Annotated in this window: 6 protein-coding genes; all 6 read left to right on the top strand. The window is 25.1% G+C overall.

The window, feature by feature from the left end; translation table 11 throughout:
- The first annotated feature begins 21 nt into the window (after window positions 1-21).
- Window positions 22-1185 carry an aminotransferase class V-fold PLP-dependent enzyme gene (locus tag H9660_RS05435; RefSeq protein ID WP_191749336.1) on the top strand — a complete coding sequence of 388 codons (1164 nt, stop codon included), beginning with the start codon at window positions 22-24 and terminating at the stop codon, window positions 1183-1185.
- A gap of 25 nt (window positions 1186-1210) precedes the next feature.
- Entirely contained in the window at window positions 1211-2980 is a 1770-nt protein-coding gene (locus H9660_RS05430) for a hypothetical protein (protein ID WP_191749334.1), read from the top strand.
- Between the two features lie 11 nt (window positions 2981-2991).
- Window positions 2992-4512, top strand: a complete 1521-nt coding sequence (locus H9660_RS05425; RefSeq protein WP_191749332.1) for a hypothetical protein — start codon at window positions 2992-2994, stop codon at window positions 4510-4512.
- A complete protein-coding gene (locus H9660_RS05420) occupies window positions 4496-9799 on the top strand; it encodes an ATP-binding protein (protein ID WP_191749330.1) in 5304 nt (1767 codons plus the stop codon). Before H9660_RS05425 ends, H9660_RS05420 begins: the two co-directional genes overlap by 17 nt.
- Window positions 9792-10616, top strand: coding sequence for a DUF4007 family protein (locus H9660_RS05415; RefSeq protein WP_191749328.1), 825 nt, complete (start codon window positions 9792-9794; stop codon window positions 10614-10616). The genes H9660_RS05420 and H9660_RS05415 overlap by 8 nt, the downstream gene beginning before the upstream one ends.
- An 8-nt stretch (window positions 10617-10624) precedes the next feature.
- A partial coding sequence (locus H9660_RS05410; protein WP_191749326.1) for a hypothetical protein occupies window positions 10625-14790 on the top strand: 4166 nt, incomplete at its 3' end.

Below are 14790 nucleotides of genomic sequence, written 5' to 3'. Positions count from 1 at the left end.
TTTGGCGCGAAAGGAGAAGAAATGGATAGACAAATATATTTAGATAATGCAGCAACAACATTTCCTAAGCCAGAAGCTGTATATAATTTTATAGATGAGTTTTTAAGAGAAAAATGTGTTAATGCAGGAAGAGGATCCTATAAGTTAGCACAGGATGCTACTAAATTAATAGATGAAACAAGAAAATTAATATTAGAATTAGTTAATTCAAGAAAAAATGATAAAGTTATATTTTCACCATCAGCAACTATAGCAATTAATCAAATTTTAAGAGGATTAGAGTGGAGTGAAATTAAAAATGTGTATGTTTCACCATTTGAACATAATGCAATAATGAGAACACTACATTCATTACGAAAAAATAATGAATTTAAAATAAATATAATTCCATTTGATAATATATCTTTTGAGTTAAATGAAGAAGAACTTCGAATAATGTATTCTAAAAATGAACCAGATTTAATTATTATGTCTCATGTTAGTAATGTTACAGGATATATATTGCCAATAAAAAAATGTCATGAATTAGCAAAACAATATAAACCAATAAATATTGTAGATTGTGCACAATCACTAGGATTAGTGGAAGTAGATATACAAAATGAATTTAGTGAATGTGATTTTATTATTTTTGCAGGACATAAGTCATTATATGCTTCTTTTGGAGTGGGTGGATTTATATCATTAAATAATGATATAAAACTAAATGAAGTAATAACTGGGGGAACAGGATCGGACTCAACTAATTTAGAAATGCCTTTTAATAATGAAATGTTTTTTGAGGCAGGTAGTTATAATATGTACGCTATAGCAGGATTGAATGCAGCTTTAAAATGGCATAAAAATATAGGATGTGAAAGTATATACTCACATGAAAAAATTTTGACTAAAAAATTAATTCAAGGACTACAAGAGATAGATGGAATAGAGATATATATACCAGAAAATCTTGAAAATCATATTGGTGTTGTTTCTTTTAATTTAAATGGATATTCACCACAAGACATTGGAAGAATTTTAAGTGATGAACATAATATAGCTGTAAGAACAGGACATCATTGTGCTCCATTAGTAGGAGAATTTTTAGATGGTTATGCCATTAATGGAACGGTAAGAGTAAGTATTGGTTATTTTAACATTGAAGATGATATTAACAGTGTAATAAAAGCTATAGAAGGTATGTAAATAAAATAGTATAGGGGTGTATATTATGGGGAATGAATTTGTAAATTATTTGAATTCCATGAATAATGCTACAAGCGGAAATATTAATGCGTTAGCAGAATCTCAAGTGATAAATAAATATTACAATTATATTAGAGTTGATAGAAAATTAGGGGAATTTATTGTTAAGAAGATTAATGCAAATGAGAAGAGTTGTTATATCCTAACTGGACATGCTGGTGATGGAAAAACTAGTATATTGATTCAGGTATTAAAATCATTAAATTTATTACCAGAAGGAGAAAGACTAAAAGTAGTAGATACTGTTAGTAATGAGTTTTGTACTTTAAAGTATGTTAAGGACATGAGTGAACTTTCAGAAGAAAAACAAATTAAATTATTAAAGGAGTGTTTGGAAGCTCCACAAAATGGAATGTCTTCAATATTAATTACTAATACAGGACCATTAATAAAGTCGTTTAATATATTATTTGGTGAAGGTAATGATGAAAAGATTGATAAAATAGAAAATATGCTATTAAAGCAGTTAGATGAAAATTCTATTGAAGAATTAAAGGTTAATGAGAATAGATTTAATTTAATAAATATTGCGAGAATTGAAAATTTAAATTTTGCAAGGAAAGTTATTGAAAAGATATGTTCTGATGAACTATGGGGAAAATGTAGAGATTGTATTAATGAATGTAAATGTCCAATATATTTTAATAAAAAGTGTGTATCGGATAATAAGGAAAGAGTTATAGATTTTGTAGAAACATTTTATAGATGGTTACAAGAAAATGATAAAAGAATAACTATAAGACAAATGATTGCTCAGATTAGTTTTGCATTTACAGGAAACATAAATTGTGAAAGAATTAGTAAATTTGATAACAGATTATATAACAACTTTAACTATAATTTTGCAAATCTTTTTTTTGGTTATAAAGGAATTCAAGAAATTTATGAGGCTAAACAAATTAAAGGTATAGAACTAATTCAAGAAATGAAAATAGATTCAGTAGCTCTAAGAGAAGATTATAATATTTTTGTTAAAGGTGATTTTAGTTATTTAAAACCAGATATTAGAATAATTGTTGAAAGTTTATGGAATAAATTTTCAAAGGAAGTATTTATAGGTGATTATTGTGATTCAAAGTATATTGATAAACAAAATGAAATTAGAAAAGCTATAAGAAGGTTTATTTTAGTATTTGGATTATCGGAACAGGAAAATGGAGTAAGTGAGCTTTATAATCAAGTGTATGGAAAAGTTTTTAACATGTATAAAAGTGCTATAACAGAAAAACATACACCAAGAAAATTAAGAGCAATTTCAAAAATGATTTATGAAGCATTGTATATAAAAAATATAGGAGTGCCTCCTATTGATGAAGATACATTGTATTTAACTCTTGCACGATATGATGGAGATTTTCAAAAAGTATTTTTATTATTAGGTAAAGCAAAAGAAAGAAATTTAGTAGTAAATCAAGTAGTAAGGAATGTTGAAATAGAAGATACAGATGGTGGATATAAGTTAGTACTTCAAATATGCAAAGAAGACGGGATAGTTAATGAAAAAGTAAATTTATCTTTACCGTTATTAATGTATTTCTACTCAATAGGTAATGGAGAAATAAGTACAGAAATAAATCCATCATTATCACATGGAGTAGCTGAATTGAATGCTAAATTGTTAAAGGTATTTAGATTTAAAGAAAAAGAAAAGCAGCTATCATTAATTGTTAATACTGTTAGTGGGGCAAAGGAAATTAAAATTGAATTTGAAGATAATAAAATGTTTGTATTATAGGGGGAGAATATATGTTTCCAAATTGTAAAGAAATTCAGGAAGATTATCCATTACAAAGTAAAATATTCGGGCATAGACTTAAGCAAAGTCAATCTCTATATGAATATATATTAGAGTTTTTAATGGTAGCTTTTTCAAAAAAGAAAATAGGTGAAAAAGAATATAGTGAGGATGAATTATTTCCAATAAATATTGATATAGATAAGCAAATTGAATTTTATCCTAACAATAATGTAGGATTAAAAAGATTTATTTTTTTTGAAAAATCAAAGCAAGAAGGAAGATATGAGTATGATGCTTTTGCGTACAAACAGCATATTAAATATATAAAGAATATTATAGAAATTGAATCTAATAGTGAGTTTATAAATAGTAAATATGTAGTAGAGTTAATACAAAATCTACTGTATGAATTTGGAGCAGTAATAGAGAATAGATCGTGGTTTGCTCAAAGTTTATTACCAATTTGTAAACAAACATTAACTGCAGAAATAATGGGAACAAAATCTAAAAGAAATAAAAAGATTATTAATGAATTTGATGAAAATTATTTATCAAAAGTAGACTGTGAATTTGAAGCTAATAGATATAATTTCATGTGTAGGGGTGGAGAAGTTTATTATCTTCATATATTAAAAGCAATAAATAATTATCCTCAATATCGGAATCAATTAGAAGAAGGATTTAAGAAATTAATTAATCAATTTGAAGAATTTTCTGAGTTATGTGAGTTGATTCAAAAAACTTGGGAAGATGGATCAAATGCAAAACCAAGAAAAATAACTAAAAAATTAGGTACAATTCCTGATGGATTTTCAAGTAGAGAAGAATATACATTAATTGAATTATGTAATATCTTGAATAGTGATATGCATCCTTTTGAGAAAATTGAAGTAATATCATATGGCGTAATATTCCAAATAATAATTATGAGTTATAATCAAGCAAGATATTCATCAGAAAAAGATCAAGGATATTTAATTTTTGATATTAACTGCTATAAAGGAAAATCTGATGAAGAAATTAAAAAACTAGCTACAATTAATTATTCAGTGTTTGAGCAAGATTTTTTCGATGCTTTATATAACAATTTAGAAGGGAATATTAAAGAAGGAAAAGATATAAAACAAACAATTGATTCAGCGATTGATGATTCATTAAAGGTTTATAAAAAGATAGGAAAAAAAATAGGGATAATTAGACCAGTAAATGAAAAATCAACGAGATTTACAATAAATGAAAAGACTTTAAAATTTCTCGTTGCTTCAGTTGTAAGACCTAATACCAAGATTACATTAGATAGATTTTTAGATAAACTTTATAAACATTTTAATATAGTTATTGCTAAAGAACAATATTATTCATTAAATACAGATATGAATAAAGTTGATGTATCTTTTTTGGATAAAAATAAAAATGACATTCAAGTAATGCTAAAGGAATCAGGATTTTTAAGAGAATTATCAGATTCAACTTCTATAGTAGAAAATCCATATGGTAATAGGGGAGGCCAGTATGAGGAGTTATATTGATCAAATAGAAAATGAAATAGAATTGCAAGTATTAAAAAATGATAATTTAGCCATAATTAGGGTTGAGGGGTTTGACTCACCAGTAATATATAAAGAGATTTGCAGTTATTTTAAAAATACTACTTTAGTAGACTTGCATGCAAAACTTTCAAAGGAAAAATATGAAGAATTTAAAAATGAAAATAACCACTTATATTACAATGCATTAGAGTTTTTAGAAAAAAATAATTATATAGATTTAGATGGGGCAATGACAAGATGGAGAAATAATAGTACTGAAGTAGAAAATGGTGATAAAAAGACTTTAGTTTTATTAATGGGAACAGAAGTAGTACCTGATAAGGGAGGATTAGCTGATTTTTATAAGATATCTCCTGAAATAATATTAGATATAATTAAAAAAGATTATTCAATATGGTTCAGAGATATTTTAGCGGAAAATGGAATTGATAAAAAGTATTTAAAATCACTAAATACTATGTTTACTACATTATTTAAAAATGTTAATACTGATTTAATAAAGTTAAGTAATTTAGTAGATTATTTAGAAAAGTTAGAGTTATTAACTATTGATGATATAATACAGGAAATATGTATGAGACTTGATAAAGATTGGGGGATTCCAAGTATATCGACTGAAAAAAAAGTGCCTAAGGCTAATAATTTATTGAAAGGCAAATTAAAATCTGCAGAAATAATAGATAAGTCTTTTAAATTTATTACACGTATTCAATTTAAAAAAGGAACAACCAAGAGTGCATACTCAAAATTAATACAAAAAATAGATAAATATGCAGAAGAAAAAAATATTGATATTCAAGATAAATTTCCAATAGATACACAGATATTTAATAATTATGAAGAATTTAAAGAAAATCTTTTGGATTTTATAGAGGGAAAAAATTATTTAGAATTAAGAAATAAATTTCTTAAAATAGATTTTTCATTAATTGATGATATATTAAATTTTAAACTCCCAAATGAACCAACAATAGCCAAAGATAAAACAAATAAAGTATTTGGTGAGCCTATAGAAGCTTATATAACAATGATTTCAGAATTAATATTAGAGTATAAGAAAGAATATAGAGAGATGCCCGAATCACTAGAGATTAGAGTTAGTTCAATTAAATTATCGAATTGTAGTACTGATGAAGAGAAGGATCACTTATATTCGTTAATATGTATGTGTTTAGGTGGAATTATAGAATATCTACAAATTAGTGAAGGTATAATAGCTGAAAATATTGATATTAGTTATATTAATAATTTAGATCCTTTTAATAAAGAAACTATTAACAATGGACTTATTGATGTACCTATTACTAAGAGTTCTAATATTAATGAACTAAGTAAAATAACGTTTGATATTAGAGTAAGAGGGGAAGAAAAAGCTAGGAAAAAAGAATATGTATATTGTTTTTCGCCAGTTGATTCATGGATAGTTGATTTTATTATTTTAAATAATAGCAATTTATTAGATATTGATTATTCTACAGTAAAAGTTCCACTATATATTGAGGCTTCAAATTTATCAGATTATTTTAACTGCGAATCTGATGAAGAGTTTTTTATGAAATTATATAAAATTAGTACACAAGTATATGATGGAGAGTATCAAATAACTATTGGAAGCGAATTAGAGAATGATGAAATTAATAATGAGTTTGGAAATTTGATTTATGAATATAAAAAATTATTAAATATAATAAGCAATAATGGATATTATTATACTCTTATAAATGATAATTGTAATAAACGTGTATTCATGAGATATGCTAGTTTATTAAAAGTAGCAAGGGATAATTACGATAATTTAACAAGCACGCAAAGGGAATCATTATTTTTACTTTTAAATATGTTTTTAATAGGTGAGAAAAACTTTAATGAATTTAGATCTAATAAATGCAATTCAATATTAATTCCTGCATATCATCCTGTTATGTTAGAAAAGATGTACTATAAAGTAGAGTATCTAAAGAAGAGCTTAGAAGAAGTGATATCATTTATTAATATTGATAAAGTAAATAATGAGAAAAAATTAAACAAAATATTGTCTTATAATTACAGAATGTGTTCAATAACTTCAGGGCTTGATGTGTATTGTTTTAATGGTAATAGATTAATAACTTCAGAAAAAATACATGGAAGATATGCAATATATGCTATTGATAATTCAGCATATAATTTAATATCAGATAAATCTTATGATACTAATTTCGTTGAAGATTCAGAAATTGATAAAAAAGAATTAATAAAAAGAACTCATAAATCGAATATTATTACTCAAAATATAGTTGATTATTTAAAGACTTTTCCAGCAAGGGTTGATGGAATAAATATTTTATTTGTGAATCCTGATGATATGCAACATATTGTTGCTGGAGTGCATGATGCAGTAGAACAGTTAAAGGATAAGATTAGTACAGTTAATATTAATATTAGAATTGTTGTACCTAAAAATAGAGTTGGAGGAAGTGATTATGTAAAGTTTTGGTTAGATAATTGCTTTGAGGATGATGGAAATACTAATATTAGCACATGTATAAACTATATTGATTTTGAATCGTCTAAGCTTCAAAATCAACTTACAAAAATTATTGATTTTGAGGATTTAACATATATTTATAAGGTTCTTAATGAAAGTGAGATCGAATTTGTTAAAGTAAATAATGAAAGTATATATGAAGAGTGTAAATATCCAGCAGTATATACTCCTATGCCTATTTCAGTTACACAAGAAACTAGAGGGGTTGATATATCCCAAAGACAATTTATAACTTCAAATGAGCACTTACAATTGACTCATAAATATATGAGACCAAATGAAATAGAATCTATGTATAGAGTGGTAAAAAAGCTACAAGTAGTTGAAAAGAAAAGGGAATTAGTGGATTATATTCATGAAAAATCAAATTGGGTTATATGCTTAGATGAAACTATAGATAAAAATTTATTGAATACTGATAAATCAAAAATAATAGGATTTTCAACAGGGCAAGGGGTTTTTGGTGAACTTAATACTACTGTATCAGCAAGAGCAGATATTTTATTAGATGTTCAAATGAAGCTTAAAAATAAATTGATGTATAAATTTACTAAATGGTTACCTGAAATAGCTGATAAAGCTGCCAATAATTGTATAGATATTAGTAAGGATTTAGATGGATCTAAAATGCTTAAGGCTTTAAATCCACATGATTATGAGATTCATAATTATCTTGCATATGTATTAACTATGCAAAGTATTCATATGAATAATGACGATAATAGATATGTAATTAGAACATTAATTAATTTGGATAATTATATGCATTGGTTTGATAATAATATAAGTGTTGAAGTTAATAGAGAATCAAAATTAAGACCAGATTTTTTAGTATTGGAAGTTGAAAAAAATAATGAATTGTTTGATAAAGAAATTCCTCTAAAAATTAAAGCTACTGTTATAGAGTGTAAGATGGCAAAAGAAAGTAAAGCGTATATTGAAGAGGCTAAAAAACAAATAATTGAAGGAATTAAAGTATTAGCCCAGAATTTCTCTCAATTTAATAAATCTGTAAATAGAAGATATTGGTATAATCAGTTATATAGAGCGTTAATATTCTCTAAGATAAAAATAAGTGATAATGAGCCAGGATATGATGTTTTAATAGATAAAATATCTAATATTTATGAAGCTAAATTTGAAATTGAATGGAATGGAAAAGTTTATGCTTATTGGATTGATAGAAATGATGATAAATTTAATCTTGAAGAAATTAAAGAAAGAGAAGATATAGAGTTTAACTTAAATAAATTAGAGGTATATACTGGAGGACAATTATTTATTCAAAAGTTATTATTACCAAAGGAAAGTAGAAAAATAGACTTAGAGTTTAGTGAAGATGTAGAAATAAATCAAGAAAAATCTCAATTTGCATTGGAAGTTTTAGAAGTTAATATTGATGAGTTTGATGATATAGTGAGTGATATAAAAGATGGTGGTGAAGATGAAGTTTATACTGAGCCGATAGATGAAAACAAAGATACAGAAGGTGCTATATTATCATCAGTAGTAAAAAATAATTATACTGATAATAATAAAAATAGTTATGAAATTAGTAAAGATAATAAATTAACACAGGTAGTTAGTGATGATTTCGAGAATATAAAAGAAGAACAAAAATCTGATATAAGATTTTTGTTGGGAGAAGATATTAGAACAAAGGAAAAGATATATTGGGAATATAAACATAAACAATTAAATAATAGGCATCTATTAATTAATGGAAATTCAGGATCTGGAAAAACATACTGTATTCAAACTTTAATTTTAGAAGCAACTAGAAATAATATTTCTACTATTGTATTTGACTATACCGATGGTTTTACTAGAAATAAGCTTTCACCATTATTGTTAGAAAGCTTAGGTGATAAATTTGAAGAAAGATATGTAAAATATCAAAAATTTCCTATAAATCCTTTTAAAAGAGGAAAAGTTACTTTTAATGGGCAAGAGTTTAATGAACCAGATGTTGATGTAGCAAATAGAATAGCGTCATCTTTTAAAAATGTTTATAATTTTGGGCCTCAGCAAAGAAATACCATATATTCTGCAGTATTAGATGGAATAAAAGAGTATGGAGATAATATGACTTTAAAATTACTAGAAGAAAAGCTAGAGGAAATAGGAGATAATACCGCTAATACAGTAATAAGTAAAATTAGACCATTAGTTGATTATGATCCATTTCAACAAGATTCAAGTTTTTCATGGGAAAATATTATTTCTAAAAATGGTGAAATGTATGTTATACAGTTAAGTGGATTTGATAGAGAAATACAAGTAATATTAACTGACTTAATATTATGGGATATATGGAGTTATGCAGTAAGAAATGGTAGTGAAGAAGTTCCTATTCCTTTAGTATTAGATGAAGCACAAAACTTATCTCATGGAGAAAATACTCCAAGTGGTAAGATATTAGCTGAAGGAAGAAAATTTGGTATATCAGGATGGTATGCAACTCAATTTATGAAAGGAAGACTAGACTCTGGTGAAATAGGAAATTTACAGCAAGCAGCTCAAAAATTATATTTTAGTCCTCCAGAAGAAAGTATTGTAGAAGTTTCAAAATATATAGATATTTCTAGTGATGGAAGCAAAATGTGGGCTGAAAAATTATCTAAGTTAACTAAGGGATATTGTGTAACTACAGGGTATAAGGCTAAAGAAAATAAAATTGATAAGTATGAGCCTAAAATAATTAAGATAACTAGTTTGGAGGATAGAATAAATGACTAATATGAAATTTAGATTCCATGAAACATTTCCACCACAAATAATTTATCTTGCTGAAATATTAAAATTATCAAGTGAAAACTATTGTGGAAGCAAAAATGATATTAGTAATATTACAGGTATACCAACTGGAGATTCAACTGGCAAAGTTGTACCCCATATAAGATATTTATCTTATATGGGATTGATACAATTTGAAATGGAATTAGGTAAATATAAATTATCATTAACCGAATTAGGAAATATTGTATTTAATGAAGATCCATATATAATGCAAGATATAACAAAGCTAATATTACATTATAATATGACTCGTTTGATAGAAGGAGCTCCTCAATGGAGTTACTTTTTTAGAGAATATCCTTATGAATATAATATAAAAATAATGTTTTCAGATATTGAAGATCAGGGGAAAAAGAAGTTTGCTAAAGATATAGAAATAGGACCGTTAAAGTCAATGTATATTAGTGATGATTTTAATATAATATCTAACTTAGATATTTCAAAAGGTAATAGACAAGAAGTTATTTTTAATGTTAATAATCCAATGTTTGAAGCAACGAATTTATATGCTTATGGATTATTATATGATTGGGAATTGATTTTACCAGAGAGTAAAGAGATAACAATAGACGATATATTAAATTTATTAAGGTGGGAAAAAGCATTTGGATTTGATTATGATACTATGCTTGAAGTATTGGATGAAATAAGTGCTAGAGGGATTATTAAAATAAATAAGCAGTTAAATCCAGTAACTATAATTAGAAATATGAACTCTAGTGATTTAATAGAAACATTATATGATGATGTAATATAGGAGGGTATATGACTAGAATATCAGACTTAGTAGATATTAAAAAGGATACTTTTTTTAATGGTGCTGTACAAGCAGAGTGGTTTTATGATGAAAATAAAAGAAAGGCTACTTCAGAAAGTTATATTTTTCATGGACCTAAGTATTATGGAGTTAGTAAGAGTGATATAAAAACATTAAATCATAATTTATATGATACGGCTAGTTTTGTTGAAACTATATATAATAAAATATATATAGATAGTGAAAGTAGTAGATTTGCATTAACTATTGCAGGTTATGGAACCGGCAAATCACATTTATCTGTGACAATGGCCTCTTTATTTTCAGGTGTTGATATAGAATTGCAAAAAAAAATACTTAACAATATTAAAGAAGCTGATAAACAAATTTATGAGAATATTAAAGAACATATTAATGATAAACAATTTGTAATTATATTGAATGGAATAAATGATTTTAATTTGAATAGAGAGATTTTGAAGGTTGCTAAGCAAACATTAAATTTATATGGATTAGATTCATCAATATTTGATGATATGACTGGAGCTTATAAGACAGCAAGAAAATTTTTAGAAAACTCATTTGAATATTTAGAAGAAAAGTATGAAAAACAAGCAAGTATGTATTCAAAATATAAAAATTACTCAGGAACAATATTGAAGAAGAGAATATTAGAAAATATTCAGTTAGATTATGATGCATATAATATTATTAATAGTGTGTATACTGAGCAAACAGGAAATAGCATTAGAGTAGATGAAGCCATTTCAGCAAGTACAGTATTAAATAAATTACATCAAAAATATGTTGTTGAAGAAAAAGTGTTTAAAAGTATTGTTGTATTATTTGATGAGTTTGGAAGATATTTAGAGTTTGCTAGCTCTCAACCAGCTCTTGCAGGTGATACTGGTTTACAACAGATTTTTGAATCTGTTCAAAATGCTTCACCTTCTATTATTTTTGTAGGATTCATTCAGTCAGATTTAAGTGCATATATAGCAAGAGTTAGTAACGATAACATTATTAGATATGTAGGAAGATATCAGAATAGTGATAAATATTATCTATCTTCAAACTTAGAGACTATTATTGCAAATCTTGTAAAGAAAAGAAATGAACAATCTGAAGCAATAATTAGTAATCTATTTGATAACAGTTTACAATCATATGGAACTAAGATATTTAATAATGTTACTAGATGGTATCCTGAGTTAAACAGCAAAAGCGTATGGAATAATAAATTAATGTTTTCTAAGGTAATATTAAAGGGCTGTTATCCAATTCATCCTTTGACAGTTAGTTTATTATGTGCTTTATCAAATTTTATGCAACAACGTTCTACATTAAGTTTTTTAAGTGATATCTTTAGTGTATATATGGATAGTGAAATTGATGAAAGTATTCCATTTATTTATCCTGTTAGCATTATAAATTCATCTATATTTACAGAATTATTAAATGCTGAAGAACGTGGAAGAACTAGTGGACAAGAATGTACTCAATTTAGAGAATTGATGAATATTAATGAAGAAAGCTTAATAGAAATTGATAAGGATATACTTAGAGCAATATTAATTAGTAATATTACAAAATCAAAAGCTTATGACAAAGAAGATGCAAAATCAGCTTTACAAATGATGGTATCTTATGATATGGACAAAGTAGAACAATCTATAAATAAATTAGAACAAAATCTAGGAATAATTTATTATGATGATATAAAAAATAGATATATCTTTATGACAGAAGGAAATTCTAAAATTGATTTTAATAGGGAGTTTATTAAAAAGAAAATTCAAGTTAATAAAACTGACATATTATCAAGTATTAATGATAATATAAAAAAAGATTTAAAGCTTGATATTATAGAGCCTACTGCTTTTAGTATTGAAACAAATATTTCAACTAATGAGTGGAAATTTTCTAGAGATGTAATAGATATTACTGATTTTACAAGTGGTTTAGCTAAAAATATTAAATTTGAAATAGAAAATAATAGACATCCTGATATTCCAAAAGGAAGGATTATTTATTTATATTGTGGATCGAAGAATTACGATAAAGTTGAAGAGATTATAAAAATTTTAAGGGAGTATAATTATGATGTTTTACCAATATTATTAATATTAATTAATGATGTTGATGATGTTATTAGCGATAATTTATTAGATTTAAGAACTTTAAACTCTTTTGATATGGATCAAAGAAAAAACTTTGAAAAATTTTATAAGGCAAAGCAAAATGAATGTAATAAAAAAGTTGTAAAAAGTTTTTTAGAACTTGTTAAACAAAGACAATTTTTAAATGAAGATGGTATATATATTTCAAATAATATATTACAAAAAGAAATAACAGAAAAATTTAGAAAGATTTATACTAAAACAGTTCCTTTTACAATGGATGGTTTTGAAAAGAAAGTTATGCCAAAAGTAAGGAAATATTATAATTCAGTAATAGAAAGTTTAATATTAGGTAAAATAGAAGATCCAGTTGAATTTAATAATTTATCTATTGATGTTAAGAATAGAATTAATTCTTTATTAAGTGTTGATAATCATAAAAGTTGGAGAGTGTTATATAAGGGAAATGTAATAGATGTTTCTCAAAATGAAAATATAGATAATTTATATAATGAAATTATAGAGAATATTAAAAATAATGGGCCAATAACAATTAATAAATTAGTAGACAAATATATGAAAGTTCCATATGGAATGAATTTATATTCAGTATCTTTATTAATAGCATATGTAATTTCTATGAATAAAAATAATATTAAGGTTTATAAAGCTGGTGTAAGTAAAAGAGTAACAGATATTTTATCTTCTTTTAATGATGATAAGAAAGAACAGTTTAATGATTTCTTTAAATATGAATTAGAATATACTGAAGAAACATATGAAGACAAGCTTGAGTTTTTGATAAGTAAAATCGAAAAAAATAGGTTTATTGATATTGAAAAGGCTGTAGAATTAAGGGAAGAATTAGAGCAGATTCAAGAAATTGATGTTCCGATGGATCTTAGAGGTAGGTATTTTAATTGTAAAGAAACATTAAATTTAGCATATTCAAAATTTGGAGAAATTGAAAGACAGTTAAAGTCAGCTAATGAAGATTTTAATATAAAGTTATCTAAAAATCCATTTATTATAAGAAATATATTAGCTAATATATTAAATATTAAAGATGATGTTATTGAAGGTTCATCATATAGATATTCAAAAAGGCAAATTAAAATAGCAGAGGATTTACGAAAAAAGTCAGTATTATTATGTAATGATATATTAGAAGAATTTATGGTTAATTTAGATATATCTAAGTTTAATGAGTATAAATCAATATTTATAAGTTCAATAAAACAACTACCTAAATTAGGAGAAATAGCTTTAGCTAATAATATGAAATTAATTTTTAGTGAATATGAAGAAAAATATAAAAAATTGTTAGAAAGTAGAAAGATTATAGATAGTATTAAGTCTGATATTTCTGACATAAGAATAAATGTATCATTAGTTGAAAATATAGATGAGTGTGAAGCGAAAATTAATAAGTGGCTTGTTAAAAGTACAAATTTGATAGAGTTAAATAATAATGAAATTTCAATTTTGTTAAAACAACTTAAGGAAGAATTAGATAAAATACAAGAAGTAAGAGGAAATGGGATTAAGTTACTAGAGGAGATAAATTTAAAACTAATATCAACTAATTCTATAAGAGAAGTGAGAACATTAAATGATTATATATTAAAATGTCTAAATGAAAAGATGTTACCAAAATATAAAGTTATAATTAGTGAATTATTAGAATCATTAAGATTGGCATATGATAGTATTGCTCCATTTGAATATAAAAGATTACATAATGATGAATTAAATAATATCATTAATGAAGTATTAAAAAAGGGTAATTTTAATAAACAGATTATAGAGTTATTGAAAAGAGTGGAAAATTCAATTATAGAGAAAAATAAAAATAATGAAAATGAATGGAGAAAAAAATATTTAATAAGTGATAGAATAATAAATAGTTATGATGTTAGAAAACTAAGGGAATGGCAAATACAATCACTTAAGGAGTTAGAATATTTAAGTGAAACTTCTAAAATTGATGTTGCCTTTTCAATATCTTTTCCTGTTAAAACAACATTACCATCAGCATCTTTAAATTCTAAGTT

It is taken from the genome of Clostridium gallinarum, from assembly GCF_014836325.1.
GTDB classification, from domain to species: Bacteria; Bacillota; Clostridia; order Clostridiales; family Clostridiaceae; genus Clostridium; species Clostridium gallinarum.
Note: the sequence above shows the minus strand (reverse complement) of the source record. Positions and strands in the feature narration are given on the sequence as shown.